General features: G+C 61.5%; 22 protein-coding genes. 9 read left to right on the plus strand and 13 right to left on the minus strand.

Annotated elements, in window-relative coordinates:
- Positions 1-134 precede the first annotated feature (134 nt).
- From J2Z75_RS17330 to J2Z75_RS17350, 5 genes are all read left to right on the plus strand, one after another.
- Complete coding sequence (locus J2Z75_RS17330) at positions 135-698, plus strand: TRAP transporter small permease (protein ID WP_209854010.1); 564 nt, start codon at positions 135-137, stop codon at positions 696-698.
- Positions 699-708: 10 nt separating this feature from the next.
- Complete coding sequence (locus J2Z75_RS17335; RefSeq protein WP_209854011.1) at positions 709-1,989, plus strand: TRAP transporter large permease; 1,281 nt, start codon at positions 709-711, stop codon at positions 1,987-1,989.
- Between the two features lie 68 nt (positions 1,990-2,057).
- On the plus strand, positions 2,058-3,071 hold the full coding sequence (locus tag J2Z75_RS17340) for a TRAP transporter substrate-binding protein (RefSeq protein WP_209854012.1): 1,014 nt from the start codon (positions 2,058-2,060) through the stop codon (positions 3,069-3,071).
- Between the two features lie 66 nt (positions 3,072-3,137).
- Positions 3,138-4,025 (plus strand): shikimate dehydrogenase, encoded by an 888-nt coding sequence (locus J2Z75_RS17345; protein ID WP_209854013.1) that lies wholly within the window; start codon positions 3,138-3,140, stop codon positions 4,023-4,025.
- Positions 4,022-5,935, plus strand: a complete 1,914-nt coding sequence (locus J2Z75_RS17350; RefSeq protein WP_209854014.1) for a bifunctional sugar phosphate isomerase/epimerase/4-hydroxyphenylpyruvate dioxygenase family protein — start codon at positions 4,022-4,024, stop codon at positions 5,933-5,935. The genes J2Z75_RS17345 and J2Z75_RS17350 overlap by 4 nt, the downstream gene beginning before the upstream one ends.
- An 81-nt stretch (positions 5,936-6,016) precedes the next feature.
- Here the strand turns inward: J2Z75_RS17350 and J2Z75_RS17355 are convergent, their stop codons facing one another.
- Positions 6,017-7,039, minus strand: coding sequence for an LLM class flavin-dependent oxidoreductase (locus J2Z75_RS17355; RefSeq protein WP_209854015.1), 1,023 nt, complete (start codon positions 7,037-7,039; stop codon positions 6,017-6,019).
- A 25-nt stretch (positions 7,040-7,064) separates the two neighbouring features.
- Here J2Z75_RS17355 and J2Z75_RS17360 point away from each other — a divergent pair, with 25 nt between their 5' ends.
- Entirely contained in the window at positions 7,065-7,379 is a 315-nt protein-coding gene (locus J2Z75_RS17360) for a hypothetical protein (RefSeq protein WP_209854016.1), read from the plus strand.
- A 47-nt stretch (positions 7,380-7,426) separates the two neighbouring features.
- Here the strand turns inward: J2Z75_RS17360 and J2Z75_RS17365 are convergent, their stop codons facing one another.
- The 8 genes from J2Z75_RS17365 to J2Z75_RS17400 form a co-directional block, all read right to left on the minus strand.
- Positions 7,427-7,582: a hypothetical protein gene (locus J2Z75_RS17365; RefSeq protein ID WP_209854017.1), complete on the minus strand. Its 156-nt coding sequence runs from the start codon at positions 7,580-7,582 to the stop codon at positions 7,427-7,429.
- Between the two features lie 374 nt (positions 7,583-7,956).
- A complete protein-coding gene (locus J2Z75_RS17370; protein WP_209854018.1) occupies positions 7,957-8,376 on the minus strand; it encodes a GlcG/HbpS family heme-binding protein in 420 nt (139 codons plus the stop codon).
- A gap of 45 nt (positions 8,377-8,421) precedes the next feature.
- On the minus strand, positions 8,422-9,459 hold the full coding sequence (locus tag J2Z75_RS17375) for an ROK family protein (protein WP_209854019.1): 1,038 nt from the start codon (positions 9,457-9,459) through the stop codon (positions 8,422-8,424).
- Entirely contained in the window at positions 9,456-10,181 is a 726-nt protein-coding gene (locus J2Z75_RS17380; RefSeq protein ID WP_209854020.1) for a ribulose-phosphate 3-epimerase, read from the minus strand. The genes J2Z75_RS17375 and J2Z75_RS17380 overlap by 4 nt, the downstream gene beginning before the upstream one ends.
- Positions 10,178-11,014: an alpha/beta fold hydrolase gene (locus J2Z75_RS17385; protein WP_209854021.1), complete on the minus strand. Its 837-nt coding sequence runs from the start codon at positions 11,012-11,014 to the stop codon at positions 10,178-10,180. The genes J2Z75_RS17380 and J2Z75_RS17385 overlap by 4 nt, the downstream gene beginning before the upstream one ends.
- Entirely contained in the window at positions 11,014-11,832 is an 819-nt protein-coding gene (locus tag J2Z75_RS17390) for a sugar phosphate isomerase/epimerase family protein (protein ID WP_209854022.1), read from the minus strand. The genes J2Z75_RS17385 and J2Z75_RS17390 overlap by 1 nt, the downstream gene beginning before the upstream one ends.
- Positions 11,832-12,908: a Gfo/Idh/MocA family protein gene (locus tag J2Z75_RS17395; RefSeq protein WP_209854023.1), complete on the minus strand. Its 1,077-nt coding sequence runs from the start codon at positions 12,906-12,908 to the stop codon at positions 11,832-11,834. The genes J2Z75_RS17390 and J2Z75_RS17395 overlap by 1 nt, the downstream gene beginning before the upstream one ends.
- Before the next feature lie 11 nt (positions 12,909-12,919).
- The gene (locus tag J2Z75_RS17400; protein ID WP_209854024.1) at positions 12,920-13,738 is read right to left on the minus strand and encodes a sugar phosphate isomerase/epimerase family protein; all 819 of its coding nucleotides are present in this window, start codon (positions 13,736-13,738) and stop codon (positions 12,920-12,922) included.
- A gap of 74 nt (positions 13,739-13,812) precedes the next feature.
- Here J2Z75_RS17400 and J2Z75_RS17405 point away from each other — a divergent pair, with 74 nt between their 5' ends.
- The 3 genes from J2Z75_RS17405 (at position 13,813) to J2Z75_RS17415 (ending at position 16,223) form a co-directional block, all read left to right on the plus strand.
- Positions 13,813-14,031 carry a hypothetical protein gene (locus tag J2Z75_RS17405; RefSeq protein WP_209854025.1) on the plus strand — a complete coding sequence of 73 codons (219 nt, stop codon included), beginning with the start codon at positions 13,813-13,815 and terminating at the stop codon, positions 14,029-14,031.
- 90 nt (positions 14,032-14,121) lie between these two features.
- Positions 14,122-15,264 (plus strand): Gfo/Idh/MocA family protein, encoded by a 1,143-nt coding sequence (locus J2Z75_RS17410; protein ID WP_209854026.1) that lies wholly within the window; start codon positions 14,122-14,124, stop codon positions 15,262-15,264.
- An 11-nt stretch (positions 15,265-15,275) separates the two neighbouring features.
- A complete protein-coding gene (locus tag J2Z75_RS17415) occupies positions 15,276-16,223 on the plus strand; it encodes an alpha/beta hydrolase (RefSeq protein WP_209854027.1) in 948 nt (315 codons plus the stop codon).
- Here J2Z75_RS17415 and J2Z75_RS17420 read toward each other — a convergent pair whose 3' ends face one another.
- From J2Z75_RS17420 to J2Z75_RS17435, 4 genes are all read right to left on the minus strand, one after another.
- Complete coding sequence (locus J2Z75_RS17420) at positions 16,224-17,258, minus strand: LacI family DNA-binding transcriptional regulator (RefSeq protein WP_209854028.1); 1,035 nt, start codon at positions 17,256-17,258, stop codon at positions 16,224-16,226.
- Positions 17,259-17,515: 257 nt separating this feature from the next.
- A complete protein-coding gene (locus J2Z75_RS17425; protein WP_209854029.1) occupies positions 17,516-18,301 on the minus strand; it encodes an SDR family oxidoreductase in 786 nt (261 codons plus the stop codon).
- 12 nt (positions 18,302-18,313) lie between these two features.
- The gene (locus J2Z75_RS17430) at positions 18,314-19,078 is read right to left on the minus strand and encodes an SDR family oxidoreductase (RefSeq protein ID WP_209854311.1); all 765 of its coding nucleotides are present in this window, start codon (positions 19,076-19,078) and stop codon (positions 18,314-18,316) included.
- Positions 19,079-19,131: 53 nt separating this feature from the next.
- Positions 19,132-20,652 carry a sugar ABC transporter ATP-binding protein gene (locus J2Z75_RS17435; RefSeq protein ID WP_209854030.1) on the minus strand — a complete coding sequence of 507 codons (1,521 nt, stop codon included), beginning with the start codon at positions 20,650-20,652 and terminating at the stop codon, positions 19,132-19,134.
- Position 20,653 lies beyond the last annotated feature (1 nt).

A 20,653-nucleotide genomic window follows, 5' to 3' on the forward strand; every position in this document is an offset into this window, starting at 1 on the left:
ATTTTATCCCTGCGCTGGTTGTTCCTGAGGAGGCGGCTCCGGCGCGGATATCTGGTCACGACATTGTACGGCCGTTGCGGATGCAGCAAATGGTAAGCAATGGGCGTCGGCGAGATCCTTTCGGGAGGACGGGCATGACACGCATCATCGATTTCTATTTTCTTGGGCTGAAGGCAATCATCGCCTTCCTGCTGGCCGCCATGGTCGTGCTGGTGTTCGGCAATGTCGTGCTGCGCTACGCACTCAATCAGGGCATCACCTCGTCCGAAGAACTCTCCCGGGTTTTCTTCATCTGGCTGACATTTCTGGGGGCCGTCGTCGCCATGCGCGAACATGGACACCTCGGGGTCGATTCGCTGCTGAAGCGTCTGCCACCTGCTGGTGCCAAGCTCGCGGTGCTTTCGGGGCAGGGGCTGATGCTGGTGGCAACGGCGCTGATGATCAGCGGCAGCTGGACGCAGACGTTGATCAACCTGCCGGCGACCATGCCTGCCACGGGATTGTCCATGGGTTTCTTCTACGGCGCGGGCCTGGCCTTCGGAATCCCCACCTTCCTGATCATTCTTTGGGATGCCTTTTGCGTCGCCACCGGCCGCATCGACGTGACGACCGCACAACTCGTCCTCGACAGCGAGGAGCAGGTGGCTCTCGACGATCACCCCGTGCCGGCGCTCGGTATCGGCGCGACGAAAATCTGAGGAGTACGCCATGACCCTGACCATCTTCCTCGGCGCTCTTCTCGGCCCCATGGCACTCGGCGTGCCGATCGCCTTCGCGCTCATCCTCAGCGGTGTCGCGCTGATGCTGTACATGGGCATTTTCGATCCCCAGATCGTCGCGCAGAACGTCATGAACGGTGCCGACAGCTTTCCGCTGATGGCGGTTCCCTTCTTTCTTCTGGCCGGCGAGGTGATGAATACCGGCGGGCTTTCCAAGCGGATCGTCAATCTCGCCATGGCCCTTGTCGGCCATGTGCGCGGCGGGCTCGGGTTCGTCGCCATCTTTGCCGCGTGCATATTGTCCAGCCTTTCCGGTTCGGCTGTTGCGGATGCGGCAGCGCTCGGCGCGCTGCTTTATCCGATGATGCTGAAATCCGGGCATGACCCGGCCCGCACCGGCGGACTGCTCGCCTCAGCCTCGGTGATCGGCCCGATCATTCCGCCGTCGATCGGCTTCATCCTCTATGGTGTCGTTGGTGGCGTCTCGATCACCAAGCTCTTCCTGGCCGGCATCGTTCCGGGCCTGCTGATCGCGCTGGCACTGTGCATCACCTGGCTGATGGTCGCCCGCAAGGAGCAGTTCGCGCTGCCGCCGCGCCAAAGCGGTGCGGTCCGCATGAAAGCCTTCGTCGATGCCATTTGGGCATTGATGCTGCCCGTCATCATCGTCTTCGGTCTGAAATTCGGCGTCTTCACGCCGACGGAGGCTGGTGTCGTTGCGGCCGTTTATTCGCTGTTCGTCGCCATGGTGATCTACCGCGAACTGCCGCCGTCGCGGCTGTTTCATGTCTTCGTGGCGGCGGCGAAGATTACCTCAGTGGTAATGTTCCTCGTCGCCTGTGCCGCAGTGTCAGCCTGGCTGATCACCGTCGCCGACGTGCCCGGCGATCTCGTCGCACTGCTCGAGCCGCTGATGGACAACCAGACGCTGCTGCTGATCGCCATCATGGTGCTGATCGTGCTCGTCGGCACCGCCATGGACATGACGCCGACCATCCTGATCATGACACCCGTCCTGATGCCGGTGATCAAGCAGGCGGGCATCGACCCGGTCTATTTCGGCGTCCTGTTCATCATCAACAATTCCATCGGCCTGATCACGCCGCCTGTCGGCACGGTGCTCAATGTCATCTGCGGTGTTTCCAAGCTGTCGATGGAAGATCTGATGAAGGGCGTCATGCCCTTCCTGATCGCCGAACTGATCGTCCTCTTTCTCCTCGTCCTGTTCCCGCAGCTGGTGACCGCACCGGTTGCATGGTTCGGGCATTGAGGCGGAAAGGCGTTGTCGCAAGCATTCAACCGGCCGGGAAATCCCGGCCAAAATCTGGGAGGAAAAGCATGTTGAACAGGATGTTGAAACTGGCATTGGGGCTCGCGCTGCCCGCAATGCTTCTGGCCGGGACCGCCTCGGCGGAGATCCGCGAAACGACGCTGAAATTTGCGAGTGCCAACAACAAGGGTCATCCGCAGGTTACCGGCATGGAGAAGTTCGCCGAAATCGTCAAGGACAAGAGCGGCGGCAAGATCGAGGTCAAGCTGTTTCCGGGCGGTGTGCTCGGAGGCGACGTGCAGACCGTTTCCGCACTTCAGGGCGGCGTCGTCGAGATGCTGGTGCTGAACGCCGGTATTCTGGCGAGCAACGTCAAGGCATTCGGCGCGGTCGACCTGCCGTTCCTGTTCAATAGCGGCGAGGAGGCCGACAAGATCATGGACGGCCCATTCGGCAAGAGCCTGAGCGACAAGCTGCCGGATACCGGCCTCGTCGGCCTTGCCTATTGGGAACTGGGTTTCCGCAACCTCACCAACAACCGGCATCCGGTCACCAAGCTCGAGGACATCAAGGGCCTGAAGATCCGCACCCTGCAATCGCCGATCCCGATCGAGCTGTTCAACAGCCTCGGCGCCAATGCCGTGCCGCTGCCTTACACTGAACTCTACACGGCGCTTGAAACCGGCACGGTGGACGGCCAGGAAAACCCGGCCGCCAACATTCTCAATGCCAAGTTCTTCGAAGTGCAGAAGTACATGACGGTGACCCGCCATCAGTACAATCCGCAGATCGTGCTGATCAGCAAGATCTTCTGGGACAAGCTGAACGACGAGGAAAAGGCGGTTCTTCAGTCGGCTGCGACTGAGGCCCGCGATTACCAGCGCACGGTCTCGCGCGAGGTGGATGCCAAGGCGATGGCCGAGATCAAGGCGACCGGCATGGAAGTCTCCGAACTCAGCCCGGAAGAAACGCAGAAGCTGCGCGATGCCGTGAAGCCACTGGTCGACAAGTTCAGCGGTGAAATCGGCCCTGACACCGTCTCGCTGCTCTTCAAGGAACTTGCGGCTGCCCGCGGCCAATAATGCGTCCGCCGGCTCGCCTTCGGGCGGGCCGGCCCATCCTTTCTGACAATCACGGAACCTGCTGCAATGGTCGAGACACGTTTGAAACCCTTGAAGGCCGGATTGATCGGCGCGGGCATCCAGGCCTCGCTGACGCCGGCGATGCATATGCAGGAAGGTGCCGCTCAAGGCTTTGCCTATGACTATCAACTGATCGACCTCAACCAGCGCGGCCTGACGCCGAACAGCTTGCCGGACCTCCTGAACCAGGCCGAAAAGCAGGGGTTGAGCGGTCTCAATATCACCCATCCCTGCAAGCAACTGGTCATTCCTTTTCTTGACGAACTCTCGGATGAGGCCCGTGCGCTTGGAGCCGTCAACACGGTCGTTCTCAAGAACGGCCGACGGTACGGCCATAATACCGACTGGTGGGGCTTTGCGGAGAGTTTTCGCCGCGGGCTTCCCGGAGCCGCACTTGATGCGGCTGTCCAGATTGGTGCGGGGGGCGCAGGCGTTGCAACCGCCTATGCCATCCTTTCGCTCGGCCTGAAGAGGTTGACGGTTTTCGACATCGAGCCGGAAAGGGCAGCGCAGTTGGCAGAGGCGATGTCGGCTCTTTTCCCGGAAGCGGCCATCTCGGCGTGCGGCGATCTGGCCACAGCGATGCAAACCGCATCCGGTCTGATCCATGCGACGCCCACCGGCATGGCAAAATATCCGGGGGTTCCGCTTCCCCCGGACCTGCTGGCAGCCCATCACTGGGTGGCCGAAATCGTCTATTTCCCCTTGGAAACGGAACTTCTGAAGGCGGCAAGACAACGGGGCTGCCGGGTATTGAACGGCGGCGGCATGGCGGTGTTCCAGGCTGTGGGCGCTTTCCGTCTCTTTACCGGACAGGAGCCGGATGCCGTTCGGATGATGCAACATTTCGACAGTCTGACATCGGGCAATCTTTCAAGCGAGGATCCGCGATGAAAACGTCCATAGCGACGGTATCGATCAGTGGCGAATTGCCGGAGAAGCTGGCGGCGATCGCCAAGGCAGGATTCGACGGCGTCGAGATCTTCGAGAACGATTTCCTCGCGTTTGACGGCAGTCCTGCGGATGTGGGCCGGATGGTGCGCGATCACGGTCTGGAGATCACGCTGTTCCAGCCGTTCCGTGATTTCGAAGGCATGCCGGAGCCGCATCGCACCCGCACCTTCGATCGGGCAGAGCGCAAGTTCGATATCATGCAGCAACTTGGCACCGACCTGGTGCTGATTTGCTCGAATGTGTCGCCGGTGTCTCTCGGCGGCATCGATCGGGCGGCAGCGGATTTCCATGAGCTTGGCGAACGGGCGGCGAAACGCGGCCTCCGGGTCGGTTACGAGGCGCTTGCCTGGGGGCGGCATATTTTCGATCATCGCGATGCCTGGGAAATCGTCCGGCGCGCCGATCATGCCAACATCGGCCTGATCCTCGACAGCTTCCACACGCTGTCGCGCAAGATCGACATCAACTCGATCCGCTCGATTCCCAAGGAGAAGATCTTCATCGTCCAGCTGGCCGATGCGCCACTGATCGACATGGACCTGCTCTACTGGAGCCGCCACTTCCGCAACATGCCCGGCGAGGGGGATCTGCCGGTTGTGGCCTTCACCAGCGCCATCGCCGAGACCGGTTATGATGGCTATTTCTCGCTGGAAATCTTCAACGACCAGTTCCGCGGCGGCTCTGCGAAGGCAATCGCCGCCGATGGCCATCGCTCGCTCATCACGCTTGGTGACCGGGTGCGGCGCGGCCCGAATGCGACGGGGCTTACCGTTGCCGCGATGCCGGACCGCGCGCCGGTGAAAGGCGTCGGTTTCGTTGAGTTCTCCGTCGATGAAACAGATGCAGCCGAACTGGTTGCCATCCTGTCCACGCTCGGATTTCACAAGACGGCGCAGCACAGGACCAAGCAGGTCAGTGTCTACCAGCAGGGCGAGATCCGGCTGCTGATCAACACCGAGCGGGCAGGCTTCGCCAATGCCTCCTATGCGGTGCACGGGCCGTCCGCCTATGCCACGGCACTGGTGGTCGAGGACGCTGCAGAGTCGATGGCCCGCGCGACGGCGCTGGGCGCCGAATCGTTCAGCCAACCGGTCGGCTCCGGCGAGGTGGACATTCCCGCCATCCGTGGTGTGGGCGGAGGGGTTATCTATCTACTTGATAAGAAATCCGATCTTGGCCGCATCTGGGACATTGATTTCCTGACCGTGCAAGACGACGAGAAAAGTCCATCCGCCCATCTGCGTACCATCGACCATATCGCCCAGACGGTGGCCTATGAGGAAATGCTGACCTGGCTGCTGTTCTATACCGCAATCTTCCAGACGCAGAAGACACCGATGGTGGATATCATCGATCCGGCCGGCGTCGTTCGCAGCCAGGTGATCGAGAATGCCGCCGGCACCTTGCGCATCACGCTGAACGGCGCTGAAAACCGGCGCACGCTCGCCGGCCACTTCATCGCCGAAACCTTCGGCTCGGGCATCCAGCATCTGGCCTTCAGCACCGACGATATCTTCGCAACGGCTGCGGCGTTAAAACAGAACGGTTTTCGACCGCTGCACATTTCGCCCAACTATTACGACGATGTCGAAGCGCGCTTCGGCCTTGATCCGGAGCTCAGCGAGCGGCTGAAGGCGGAAAACATCCTCTACGATCGCGACGAGTACGGCGAATTCTTCCAGCTCTACAGCGGTACCTATGGCGAGGGGTTCTTCTTCGAGATCGTCGAACGGCGCGGCTATCGCGGTTATGGCGCCGCCAATGCCATCTTCCGCATCGCAGCCCTCAAGAAGCAGATCCGGCCGGACGGCATGCCCGCTCTTGCGAAGACGCGGTCAAGATCACAATAGACGAACTGCATTCCAAAAGGACAACCAAGCCGGGGCGCCCGCCCCCTGTCGCCATGGTGCCCTGCGCCTTCTGAACAGGCGTCAGCGCCAGCCAAGAGCCGGCGCGATGTGGGTCAGGATTGCCTCGATAACATGGGCATTGTAGTCCACGCCAAGTTGGTTGGGGACGGTCAACAGCAAGGTGTCGGCTTCGGCGATTGCCTCGTCCTTGATCAGTTGCGCGATGAGGACGTCTGGCGCCGCGGCATAGCTCCGACCGAAGATCGCGCGGGTTTTCTCGTCGATGAACCCGATCTTGTCTTCGTCTTTATCCCCATAACCGAAATAGGCGCGATCGCGATCGTCCACCAACGCAAAAATGCTGCGGCTGACCGAAACTCTGGGCTCGCGCTCGTGACCGGCCGCCTTCCATGCCTCGCGAAAAACCCGGATCTGGTCGGCCTGCTGGACGTGAAACGGGAGCCCGCTCTCGTCATCCTTCAGGGTGGAGCTTTGCAAGTTCATCCCCATTCTGGCGGCCCAGGCTGCCGTGGCATTTGAGCTTGCTCCCCACCAGACGCGGTCTCGCAGACCGGCGGAATGCGGTTCGACACGCAACAGGCCGGGGGGATTGGGGAACATCGGCCGTGGGTTGGGCTCCGCGAAGCCTTCGCCCCGCAACACATCGAGAAGGACTTCCGCATGGCGCCGTGCCATGTCGGTTTCGCTTTCGCCCTCAGTCGGCACGTAACCGAAATGGCGCCAACCATCGATGACCTGCTCTGGTGATCCGCGGCTGATGCCCAACTGTAGGCGCCCACCCGCAATAAGATCGGCGGCACCCGCATCCTCAGCCATGTACAGTGGATTCTCGTACCGCATGTCTATGACGGCCGTGCCGATCTCGATACGGCTGGTTCTGGCGCCGATCGCCGCCAGCAGCGGGAACGGCGAAGCGAGTTGGCGTGCGAAGTGATGCACGCGAAAATACGCTCCGTCGGCGCCAAGTTCCTCAGCAGCAACCGCCAGGTCGATGGACTGCAGAAGCGCGTCAGCAGCCGACCGCGTCTGTGACTGAGGGGAGGGAGTCCAGTGGCCGAACGAGAGAAAACCGATCTTCTTCATAGCATGCACCCTGAGAGTATCGCCTGTGTGGAATATGCTTCTTTTACATAATTTCCGCCGGACAAACAGACGCCGCCATGCTGTTTCAGATAACGACGAGGCTCAGAGTTCGGATATTTTTGCGTGGCGTTATTTCCGCGCTGCCCTGCATCTTTTGAAGGATGTCGCCTGGCACCACCTCATGAATTTCCCCGACTGCGTCCTCAATCCACATTGCGGCAGCTGGGCGGTCGAAAGCGACGGCGGCACCTTTTCGGAAGGCTACGATGACGAACAGATATTTTGGGAGATCATCGATTTCCGCAACCTTGCCCGCCGAAGCGGGATAGGCTGTCCTTGAGGGGTCATCGGCGCTGAATGGCGATGATGACCACTTACCTCATTCATTCAGACACTGACGCGCCGAGCTTCCTTGTCGGCTGACTTGCGATCCGCTCCGTGCTTTTCGATGATCGTCTTCGCATCTTCGATGGAAATGCGGTGCTTTTTTGCGAATGGCTTGATTTCGTAGGGTTCGTCTGCTGCCGTTTGAGTGCTGGACATCTGTTTACTCCTGTTGGAAACAAGCTCAACATCCGGTCGAGCTTCAATTGATTGAAGGGGAGAGATCGCCTGGAGAGCTGGCTCATCGAGCCGCACTTGAGCCAAATGCGGCCTCTTGGGCGTTAGTGGATATATGGGGTCGGCGATGCTGCCGATCAATGGGCGGTGGATTCTAGACCAAAGCCGCGTGAGGAAATTCAATGTCCGATCAATGGCCGATGTTCATACTACAGTCAATCGTCGTGGTGGGACTGGTAGGCGCATTTTTCATACGTGGCGCAGGCGACTAAGCGTGGTTGCTCAAGGACGAGCCCTTGCGCAACCAACTCTTCTCTCGTTTTTTGAAGATCGGCCTCAGGCTGAAAACATTCCGGTCAAACGGCGTCGGCACCGATTGCCGCCAGTGCGGCTCGTGCGACCTCGAAATCCTGGTCGCCAGTTCCCGAACCCACGCCGATGCCACCGACAAGCCGGTTGCCGAAGCGGATCGGCAAGCCGCCGGGCAATGGCGTAACGCCGCCTTGCGAGGCGATGCCGGCGGCCGTACCGAATTCGGTGCTCATCGCGCCCGTCGGCGCATTGATCGAAGCAGCGGTTCGTGCCTTGGCGCGAGCGGTATGCATGCTCAGATATTTGGCTCCGTCCATTCGAACGCTGGCAATCACCTCTCCGCTCACATCGACGAGGAAGATGCATTGTGGAACCTTTATGGCTTCGGCTTGAGTGATCGCAGCAGCCAAGGCCGTCATGGCGCCCGAATGGGTCAACGCGAGCGTTTCCCGTGTTACGGTCATGGGTGTATTCCTTTCATTGAATCTGCTCGGTCTCCCAGGTTCATCTCAGCCATGAATAGCCTCCCTTGTCCCTACGGGTTCGGTCTCCGTGTGATTGTCCGGATTTTCTCCGGTGGAGACTTGCAAAGCGGTCTCGTCTTCATCGCGGAGTATGAGGCTTGCGGCCCCGATGAGGCCGGCATGCCGGCCCAATTGTGCCGGTACGACCGGCACATCGCGATAGGCCGGCATGGCGCGGTTGCGGATTGTCGCCTCGACTGTCTCGCGCAACAGATCGAACCCATTTGAAATGCCGCCGCCCATCACCAGCACATCCGGCGAGTAAAGATGCAGAAGATTGGTAAAGCCGATACCCAGCCATCGTGCCTCGTCCTCCAGCAGGGAAATTGCCATCGGATCGCCAACCCGCACCGCATCGACAACATCGCGGCCGGTCACCTCGGCGTCGCCGGACAGGACACGCAGCCTCGAACCATCCCCTGCAACCGTTATCGCTGTTGCACGCCGGCCGAGCGCGGTGCCGGAGGCAACGGCTTCAAAACAGCCGGTCGCGCCGCAGAAACAACGTTCACCTTTGTCCGTAATCGTCATGTGGCCGATTTCGGCGGCAAGCCCCCGCCGCCCGTGCATGATCCGCCCATCGACAATCACGCCGCCGCCGATCCCAGTCGAGATCGTGACGAAGACCAGGGAATTGGCGCCTTTGCCGGCGCCGAAGTGCCATTCGCCGAGAGCTGCGGCGTTGGCATCGTTTTCGAGCCGGACCGGCAAGCCGAGCCGATCGCTGAGAATGCCGGCCAGTGGCACATCGTGCCAGCCGGACAATGTCGGCGCACCGAGAACGATTCCCGCTTTCGGATCGAGCGGCCCGGGCGCTCCAATGCCAATCCCGGCAACGACGGCGTCGGGCACCTCCCTGCGCACCGTTTCAGCCAGTATTTCGATCTGGCCGACAACCGCCATCACGCCATCCCTGGCAAGGGTGGGAACCGATGCGAATGCCAGAAGTCTACCCTCGCGATCGACGAGCGCGGCGCGAAGCTCCGTTCCGCCGAGATCAAATGCGAGGGCGACTTTGCTCATCGGATGTCGGTCTCCAGAGCATGCAGCCAGGCCATTCGCGCTGCCAGATCCTTGTCGCCGAAGGCGAGAGAACCGAGCACGACGGTTTGAGCGCCGGCGCCACGCAGGAGCGGCACGGTCTGTTCGCGGATGCCGCCATCGGCAGCCAGAATAATGTCCTGCTCGCGGCCTGCCTGCTTCAGCAAAGTGCGCGCTTCAATCAGCCGGTTGCAGGCCTTTTCCGAGAGGCTTTGCCCTTTGACCCCGATCGACGTTCCCAGAAGCGTCACGAAGGCGACATGCGCCAGAAATGGCACGACCCCGGCAACCGGCGTTTCCAGACGCAGCACGACCCCGGCCTCGGCGCCGAGTTCCTTGGCCAGCTTGACAGCACGCAGGCCGGCCTCGCCATTTTCGGCATGAACGCTGATCAGATCGGCGCCGGCTTCGATGAATTGCCGCGTCTGTTCCTCGACGATTTCCGCCTCGACCATCAGATGCACGTGGATCGGTTTGGCGGTCAGCTTGGCGATGCGGGCGACGAAATCCGGGAAAAACAGAAAGCCGGGCGTGAAGCGGGCGTCGGCGACATCGATATGGTGCAGATCGACATGCGCTTCGATACGCTTCAGATCCGCCTCCATATTGGCAAGGTCGGCCGACCAGAGCGAGAATTCGCCGAGCAGCCGGTCGCGCGGCAGGGCGGCGATGGTGGCCGGGCCGGAAAGGGGGGTGGACGTCATGGCGTAACGAGGCTCCGGTTCTTGAAATGGGTCATGAGGAAATGGTCGATGGCTGCGCGGGTCTCGGCCAGATGCCGGGTCTTGTCGGCCGCCTTGGCGGCAACCTCGACGAACCGGGCATGCGGAATGGCGTCAGCCAGCAGCCAGGCTGAATCAAGGGGATGAACGGCATCCTGCGCATTGCCGATCACCAGCGCCGGCAGCGGCAATGCGGCAGTATCCGCCTTCGAAACGCCCGGACCGTCGGCAGCGATCCCCGCCAGAACATCGACGAAGGGCACGGCGTTCGGCCGATCGAAATAACCCAGCAGGGATGCGAAATTATCGGGGGCCTCGACACGCAGGAGCCGGGCGGTGTCGGAATGGAGGAACAGGTCACGTGCCCGCTCAAGCGGGTTCGACCGGATCAGGTCCGCGATCTCGCGGATGGGCGCCATGTTCGCCGGCGTTGGGGCAAACGTCCAGGCGGGGCGGACCAGAATGAGCCCGGTCACCCGGCCCGGAAAGGCATGCGCGAGATGAAGCGCGACCGCTGCTCCCATCGAGATTCCACCAGCGACGAATTGCCGGATGCCCTGGCGATCGGCAGCGGCAAGCACGTCCTTGGCAAACATCGCGATCGAGAAGTCGGGTCTGCTGCCGAGGGATGAGCCGCCATGTCCCCGGCATTCGACGGTGACCCTGCGCCACGCGCCGGACCCATCGGGAAAAGCCTGTGCGACCTGTGCCTCGTCTCCGCCGAGTCCATGCTGAAACACGACCGGCTGTCCTTCGCCGCCGTCAAAGACGCAAAGCTTGGCATCATCGCGCTGAAGGTCGGCGACACGGACCATCAGGTCAGCCCTTTCAGTAAGGCGGCGACGCCGGGCGCTTCCTCAGCCGACAGGCCGTGGGTGACGAGCGGGCCGTCAAATCCCGTCGCCTTCAGGCGGTCGACGAAATCGGCGAAGTCGATGACACCTTGCCCGGCGGTGGCAAAACGTCCGTCCGCATGGCGATCCTTCGCGTGGGCCATCGCAATGTGGCCGGCGGATGTTTCCACCGCATCAGCGACGATCTTGCGGGCCTCGTCCTTCGTTGCCAGCTCGAACAGGTTTGCCGGGTCCAGCACGATGCGCAGATGCTTCGATCCCATTTCGGCGATCAGCCGGACGGCATCATTGGCCGAGGTGACGATGTTGGCCTGCTCGGGTTCGATACCGAGATCGATGCCATGCTGCTCGGCGATTGCCAGAGCCTTGGCCATCTCGGTCGCCATATCCGCCCATGCCGATGGATCGGCATTGTCGGGGTGGTGCGCCCAATGATCGGCGGCATTGCGGCTGCCGGTGCACAATGTCACCAGCGGAATGGAGAGGGCGGCCGCCGCCTCGATCACGACGGTGAGCTGGCGCAGGCCGCTATCGCGCACGGCCTTGTCGGGATGCGCCATGTTGTAGGTGCCGGAGAGTGCTGCCAGCGATACGCGGGTCTGTTTCGATGCTGTCTTTATCGCTGAGATAACACCGAGAGAGATGCTGTCGGGCATCGAAGGCAGGCCGGCGCAGGCCAGATTGAACTGCGTCGTCGCAAAGCCGCTTTGCCTGACCGATGCAAGCACGTTCAGCGGGTCCGATCCGGCAAAGGTCTTGGCGAAGATCCCGATCTGCATCAGACCGATCCCGTTACTGAGGCCAGTTCGACACGCTCGCCGGTTTCCACCGAGCGGGCGATGGCGACCATGGCGCGGATCGAGGCGATGCCGTCTTCGATGTCGGCCCCGCGCATCGGGGCGCCGGTCAGAACCGTATCGGCCAGACCCTCCAGCTGGCGGCGGAAGAAGTGGCCGTCGGCACCCAGCGGTTTGCGGGTCGTTGCGTCCTTCTCATGGAAGATTTCGACTTCGCTTGCCCGCAGGTACCAGGGGTTGAAGGTCTTGGCGAGGACGGAGCCGTTTTCGCCATAGAGCTGGAAGCCCTCGTGCCAGTCCATGCGCACGGCGACGGTCAGGTCGAGATGGCCGAGCGCGCCGTTGGCGAATTCGGTCTCGACGAACCAGCAATAGGCGCCGGCCCGTTCCAGAAGGCGGGCCCGCACCGCGACGATCTCGCCGCAGAAGAAGCGGGCGGTATCGACCAGGTGCGAACCGTGCGCCAGCATGAAATACTGCCGCAGGTCGGCCTTGGGATTGCCGGCCGGTTTTTTCGCCAGCTTGCTGGTGATCGGCAAAGGCTGCACTGCGTCGGTGTTGGTGTAGCGATGGGTGGAATCGCAATACCAGGCTTTCATGGCGAAGATGTCGCCGATATCGTTGCGCACGAAGTCGTGGGCCGCTTCCAGCGCCGGGTCGAAGCGCTTCATGTGGCCGACCTGCAGCACCTTGCCGGAACGTTTCACCGCATCGGCGAGTTCCCGGCCTTCCTCGATGGTCACGCCGGTCGGCTTCTCGCAAAGCACGTGCTTGCCGGCATCGAGCGCCCTGATCGACATCGGCACGTGATAGGCATCCGACGTGGCGACGATGACGGCTTCCAGCTCCCGATCGGCCAGCATGGTATCGTAGTCGGCATACATCTTCTGCGGTTCGTAGGTCGCGCCCATGCGCGCCAGAAGATCGGGCGCCGCATCGCAGATCGCATACAGGTCCGCATTTCGGGCCTTGACGCAGGATTCCAGATGCGCGAACTGGGCAATCGGCCCGCAACCCAGCACGCCAACGCGCAGACGCCGGCTTTCTTTTTCGATCATCGTCTTCTTCCTCAGGCGCCGTAGCTGCGCATCGTTTGGCGATTGACTTTCACGGCAGCAGCCGGATCGGCCGCCGCGGTGTCGGATTCTTCTTCCAGGACGAGCCAGCCGTTGAATTTCGGTGCGGCGGCAACGATGTCGATCACCGCCGGCGTGTCGCAGACGCCCTTGCCGAGCATGGCCCATTTGCCGCTGGCATCGACATCCTTCAGGTGGAGGTAGCGGATACGATCCCGATAGGTCCGCAGCGTGTCGAGAATGTCGGCATGGCCGCGCAGGATATGGCCCGTGTCCGGTACCCAACCGACCAGATCCCTGTCGAGCAGCGAGAAAATCCGGTCGTAGTCGGCGCGGTCGAACAGCAGCGTATTGTGGTGCGAGCTTGGATGGACTGCGACATCCACACCCGATGTCTTGCCCAGTTCACCAGCCCGATTGTAGAATTCGGCGGCGATGGCAAACTTGTCGTCGCGCAGGCCCTCGGAAACGACGGTTGCCGAGCCGATCGAAACCATCGCTCCGGGGAATTCTGCGGCGAAATCGATCCAGCGCCGTGTTGTCTCGAGATCGGCGCCGATTTCTTCCTTTACCGTGAAGCCGCTTTTCGAGCCCATGGCAAAGGAAACGAGCGTGAGGTCATTGTCTTTCAGGGCGGCAGCGAACGCGGCCGGCTTGCCGGCATAGCGGCCGATCATTGTGTCGGTGATCTCGATGCCGCTGTAGCCGCCCTGCGAAATCGCCCGCAGAAGATCGTCCGGGCCGCCGGCAAAGGCGCTGCCGAGCATTTCCCAGGTGAAGGTCTGGCAGCCGACTTTGAGGTCCTTGGTCATAGGCTTGTTCCCTGATTCCGCCTGTGTCAGGCCTTCGATGATGTGCCGATGGAAGAAGAACACCAGGACGCCGGATGGCGATAGGATCCGACCTCAAGCACGGTGGTTCCGGCATCAACGCCGACCGCGCCATGCAAAAACTTGCTGCGAACTGCCATCGTGACATGCCCGACAGAAGACGCACCGCTGAGGGGTTTTTTACCATCAGTCATTTTTCTTCCCAAGGAAACTGGCAGCCTCCAAACCGCAGCAGCTTGCCGTATGTGTCATTAAAATTTGTCGCGCGTCAATAAATAAAATGCTTTATTGCTTCCGGGAGGCTGCCGCCTTTCGATGCGGGCATGCATGTCATGGGTGTGGAATCGGTGGAGGAAGTCGACTCAATGAGTGCGAAAACAAAACTGGGTATTGGCGTCATCGGATGCGGCAATATCTCGATGACCTATCTGCGCAATGCAGCGCTTTTCGGTGAGGTGGAACTCAGGGCATGCGCGGATATCTCAGCCGACATGTCGGCGTTGCGGGCGGCGGAATACGGAATCCGCGCACTGGGCGTGGATGCGCTCCTGGCTGATCCGGAGGTCGATCTCGTCCTCAATCTGACAATCCCCGCGGTCCATTACGACGTGACACTGGCGGCATTGTCGGCGGGCAAGCACGTCTTTACCGAGAAACCGCTGGCAACCTCTGCCGCTGACGGCCGGAAGCTGGTGGCGGAAGCAACGCGTCGGAGCCTGCTGCTCGGTTCGGCGCCCGATACGTTCCTGGGTGCGGCAGGACGGCGTGCACGCCGCCTGATGGACAAGGGTGCCATCGGCCGCCCCGTGACCGGCACGGCCTTCATGATGGGCCGTGGCATGGAACACTGGCACCCCAACCCGCAATTCTACTATCAGCCCGGCGGCGGTCCGGTTTTTGATATGGGGCCTTATTATTTGACCATGCTGGTCAATCTTCTGGGGCCGGTCAAAAGCGTCATGGCCTTGGCGACGAAGGGCCAGGAAGAACGCCGGATCACTGCCGAAGGCCCGTTTCAGAACACCACTTTCAGCGTTGGAACGCCGACCAACGTCCTGTCCCTGCTCGAGTTCCATTCGGGAGCGACGGTCAATTTCGGGGCCTCCTGGGATGTCTTCCGACATTCCAACCATCCGATCGAACTGCATGGCACGGAGGGTTCACTGCGATTGCCGGATCCCGATACGTTCGGCGGAACGGTGTCACTGTCGGAACGCGGTGCCGAATGGGTGAATTTCGAAAGCGAAGACGAGCTCTATGGTGCCCCCAACTGGCCATATGCTGCTCCCGATCGGGCCAATTATCGCATGCTCGGCGTCGCCGATCTCGTCCGGGCTTTGGCCGATGGCCGCGCGCCGCGCGCTTCCGGCGATCTCGCCCTGCATGTCCTTGAGATCATGGAGGCTATCCTTGCGTCCGGCGAGAGCCGCACCTCGGTTGCCATCGCGGGCAGTGTCGTCCAGCCGCCGTTGCTCGGCGAAGACGAAGCGCGCAGTCTGCTGGCATAGGGGCGCTGGTGATGACCGTACCACTTGACCCGGGGGCACAACGTGTCCTCGATCTTGGCCGTGCCGCTGCCGGTGTACCTTTCGAGGCGGGGACCCCGGACGAGGCCAGAGCAGCCTATGATGCCGGTTGCCCCACCCTTCAGGGTGACAAGGAGCCCGTGAGCGTGATCAAGGATATCGGGATCGCCGGCCCCGAGGCTCCGATCGCGTTGAGAATCTATCGAGGAAAGGGTGCGCCGGTTTCCGGTGCGCCTGCCTTGCTCTATCTTCACGGGGGTGGATGGGTGATCGGCAATCTGGAATCGCATGACGAAATCTGCCGATGGTTTGCCAATCTCGCCGGTTGCGTCGTGGTCTGTCCCGACTACCGGCTTGCCCCGGAACACAGATTTCCAGCCGGCTTGCAGGATTGCGCGGCGACCCTTGTCCATATGGCCTGTGCCGCCGTGGAACTTGGCATTGACGCCGCACGGATTGCCGTTGCGGGAGACAGCGCCGGCGGCAATCTCGCCGCCGTATTGGCGTTGATGGCGCGCAACGGCGATGTGCCGCCGTTATCGGCGCAATTGCTGATCTATCCGAACACGGATGCGGCCCAATCTGCCGACAGCTATCGCAGGTTTTCAGAAGGGTATGGCCTCTCGACATCGACGATGAAGTGGTTTCGCAATCACTATATCCGAAGCGAGGCCGATATTGCCGATTGGCGGGTGTCGCCATTGACGGTGGACCGTCTCGACGGCGTTGCGCCGGCTTTCGTTGTCACTGCCGGATACGATATCCTGGCCGATGAGGGGCTAGCCTATGCGGAGCGTCTGGCTCTGACCCGCGTTCCGCTGGTGCGGCGGCACCGGCCGGATCAGATTCACGGGTTTGTTTCCATGGGCCGGCATATCCCGGCTGCTCTTGAAACGGTGCAGGAAGCGGTTGCCGCATGGCGGAGTTTCGACCCGGCCTGATCAGGCCGATTGGCGCATGACCAATGTGCTGCTGAGGCTTATCCGGCGGACGGCGGGTTCAGGCCGCCCTTCGGTCTCGTCGAGAAGCGCCAGCAGCATTTCGACGCTATGTCCGGCCATTGCCGCGAAATCCTGCGCCATGGTCGTGAGCGGCGGGCACGTATAGCGGCTCAGCGGATGGTCGTCATGCGCGGCTACGCGGAGATAGCTGTCGCTTTTGCGGCCCACCCCGATGCCCCGCGAATACGCGGCGGCCATCACTCCGAAGGCGAGGCGGTCGTTGGAGCATAGGATCGCCTTGCTCGGGAGCGTGCCTTTTGCCAGCAGGGCTTCGGTCTGCTCATAGCCAATGCGCTCGAAATCCCAGCTGTAGTCCTTGGTGTTGCCAAAAACGATCGGCTCCAGGCCCAGTGTTTCCATCGTGGTGATGTAACCGTCGAGACGCTCGCCCGAATTGTGGTTCACGTGGGGTATGTCGAAATAGGCAGGAGGTTCGCCCGAACGACACAGATAGTCGACGATCGTCGCAACGCTCTGCCGATTGTTGTTGCCGATGAAAGGTGTATTCCCTTCGATATAGGTGTCGAAATAAACCACGGGGATGTCCTGGCTCAGCTTCTCGAATACCCGTGGATCGGATGTCAGGCCGAGCGGCGCAACGATGGCGCCGGCGACCTTCAGAGACATGATCGTATTGGCTGCCTCAAGCTCGAGTTCCGGCAGGCCGTGCGAGGAAATCACGATCGGCCAGTAACCTTCGTCGCGCAAACGCAGTTCGAGGCGATTGACCATTTCCGCGTAAAAGGGATCGGTGATGGCGGGAACCAGGATGCCGACATTGCGTGTGCGCTTGCGGTTGAGGTTGCGCGCGAAAATGTTCGGACGGTAGTCGGAGGCGTTCAACGCCATTTCGATCCGTTCCCGCGTCGCGGATTTGACGCTACCCGGATCGTCGAAATACTTCGAAAGCGTAGGCCTGGAAACTCCGCAGGACCTTGCGAAGTCCTCCATGGTCCGATGCGTCAGCTTGGTCATCTGCCCTTTCGACTTCTAAAATTCGAGCGCCCACGTATGGATATGCGCTATGTCAACGCCTGCTCTCCAGGAGCAAGCCAAAACTTGGCTCGGAGAAAGTTGCCGATTTAATTCCTACTACAAAAAGATTTCATACGTAAAATAATTTCTTGACGCAAAAATCTCCGGGCGCCGTCGCAACCACAGGCGGAGGGCTGCGGCTGATCCGGCACTTTACGGCATCCAAAGAGCTTTACGCGATAAAAGCCGAGATGGGCTCAGGACATGATCAGTCCGCCATCCACATTGATCGTCTGTCCGGTGATGTAGGCTGCGTCGTTGCTCGCCAGGAACGAGACGAGGCCGGAGACGTCTGCGCCGGTGCCGGCCCGACCCATGGGGATGTTCTTCACCCATTCGGCCATCAGTTCACCGGGCTTGTAGTCGCCCAGCAATTTCCCCCAGGCGCTGTCATTGTAGGCCCACATATCGGTCTCGATGATGCCGGGGCAGATGGCGTTGACGGTGATGTTCTCCTTCGCCACTTCCTTGGCAAGGCTCTGGGTGATGCCGATGACGCCGAACTTGCTGGCGGCGTAGTGTGGCGTGTAGATGAAGCCTTGCCGTGCCTGTCCCGATGCCGTGTTGATCAGCCGTCCGCCTTCGCCATGCTTGCGCATGCGGGCGATCGCCTCCTGGCAGCAGAGAAAGACGCCCTTGGTGTTGACCGCCATCACCTTGTCCCACTCGGCTTCGGTCATGTCCTCGATTTTTGCGATGGTGATGACGCCGGCATTCTGGATCGAGATGTCGACACGGCCGAAGCGCTCCTCGGCAAGATCGTAGAGCGCCTTGACGGCGCCGGAATCGGTGACGTCCATGCGCATCGCGGCAACCTTGGCGCCGGTCGCTGCGAGATCGGCCGCGACAGCCTCGACCTTGGCGTCGATGGCGCTCAATACGACGGCGGCACCTTCCGCCGCGAAACGGGCAGCGAAGGCAGCACCAATGCCGCCGCTGGCGCCGGTAATGACGGCAGTCTTGCCTTCGAAGCGTTTATGCATGGTTTTCTCCTTCTACCAGCAGACGAAGCCGCCATCGACGATCAGGTCGATGCCGGTGACAAAGGATGCGGCGCGGCTGGCGAGAAACACCGCCGGTCCCACCATTTCATCGACGGTCGCCATGCGGCCCATCGGCGTATCGCGTTCGAAGATCTTGCGCTGCTCGGCCACTTCCGGCCGCTGGTTCATCGGTGTCAGCGTATAGCCGGGGCTGATAACGTTGACGCGCAGGCCACGGTCGGCCCATTCCATCGCAAGGCTCTTCGACAGGTGGATGACAGCGGCCTTCGACGAATTGTAATGCGCCTGCAGCAGGCCGCGATTGACGATCGAACCGGACATCGAAGCGATGTTGATGATGCTGCCTTTTGCGCGCGGCAGCATCACGCGCGCCTGTGCCTGGCAGGAGAGAAACACGCCGTTGACGTTGATCTCGTAGAGCCTGTTCCACTGCTCCTCGCCCATTTCCTCTGCCGGTGCCGCGTTGGCGATGCCGGCATTATTGACGGCGACCGTCAAAGGTCCGATTTCGCGTTCTGTGCGGGCAATGGCTGCGGCGATCTCCTCGGCTGAGGTCACCGATCCGATAATGGCGAGCGACCTGTGGCCGAGGGCTTCAATGCGGGCGGCTGTTTGCTCGAGCCCGCCGCCGGACGAGTGGCCGTAGCAGACGACGTCGGCTCCCGCTTCGGCAAGGCCGATGGCGATGCGTTGGCCGATGCCGCTGCCGGCGCCGGTAACGAAGGCGACATCGCCGCCGAGCGAAAACAGGTTCATCATGAAAATTCGTATCCGTTTTGAAAGTCGTTGCTTACGCTAGAGCAAGGAACCTAGCTTGTCGCCAGTTCCATGACAGCGACACCATTGGCCTCGGCCCGGTCGAGAATGCCACGCTGGCGACCCCGGCTGATGACCATGACCCGATGCGACAGGCCGAGCACCTCCTCAAGATCGGAACTGACGACGATCACCGCCATGCCCGAGCGGGCGAGGTCGGCAATCACCTCGTAGATCGCCGCGCGCGCTCCGACATCGATGCCGCGGGTCGGCTCGTCGAGAATGAACACTTTCGGGGGCCGGGCGATCCATTTGGCAATCACCACCTTCTGCTGGTTGCCACCCGAAAGCTTGCCGGCCGGCTGGTCGTGACGGCCCTTGATGCCGAGGCGCGCGATGCTTTTCTCGGCAAAGTCCTTGATTGCGCCGGGCCAGATCCAGCCGGACGACGCGACATGATCCTGATTGCCGAGCGCCAGGTTCTCGCCGATCGTCTGGTCGAGGATGACGCCCTGCAACTTGCGATCTTCCGGCACCAGAACCATGCCGGCGCGGATGGCGGCTGCCGGTCCATCCAGCCTGACCACCTCGCCGTCGACGGAAACGGTGCCTGCCGAGACGGCGTCGGCGCCGGTGATGGCGCGCACGAGCTCCGTTCGGCCGGCGCCGATCAGGCCGGCAATGCCCAGAATTTCACCCGCCCGCACGGAAAAACTGACATCCTGGAAACTGTCGTCCTGGGAGGTAAGATCGCGAACATCCAGTACAGTTCTTTCGGCGGGCGGATGAAGGGGCGGGAACATGCGGTCGACGCTGCGGCCGACCATGTCCTCGACTATTCTGCGGATGGGGATATCGGCCGTCTGGTGCCGGGCAACGACGCGGCCATCACGCATGACGACGATACGGTCGGCGATGCCGGCGATCTCTTCCAGCCTGTGGCTGATATAGAGGAAGGACATGCCTTCCGCTTTTAGCTTGCGGATCTGCTCGAACAGAAGCGCGGTCTCGGCGCTGCCAAGTGCTGCCGTCGGCTCGTCGAAGATGAGCAGGCGTGCGTTGAGTGTCAGCGCTTTGGCGATTTCCACCTGCTGCTGCGCGGCGACGCGCAGGGTCCGGACCTTCTGGTCGGGCGACACGTCGAGGCCAAGGCGGCGCAATTGCACCGACGCGTTCTGGTTCATCGCGGCGCGATCGACGATGCCGTTCCGGGTGAGCATCCGTCCCACGTAGACGTTTTCCGCGACGCTGAGATCTGGAAGCAGCTTCAATTCCTGATGGATCATGCCGATCCCGGCTTCGATCGCCGCGGCGGGAGAAGCAGGCGCATAGGTCTCGCCCTGCCAGCTGATCGTGCCGCTGTCCGGCCGGAATGCGCCGGCGATGATATTGGAGACGGTCGACTTGCCCGCGCCGTTCTCGCCGAGCAGGGCCACGACCTCGCCAGGGCGGATATCGAAGCTCGCATCGGTCAGCACCCGGATGGGGCCGAAGCTTTTGCAGAGGCCGGCAACGGAGAGCCCCTTGTGGGAGCCCTCCGTCTGGTCCTGCCTGATCGTGTGCGGGACGGTCATC

Source organism: Rhizobium herbae (genome assembly GCF_017873135.1).
GTDB classification, from domain to species: domain Bacteria; phylum Pseudomonadota; class Alphaproteobacteria; order Rhizobiales; family Rhizobiaceae; genus Pararhizobium; species Pararhizobium herbae.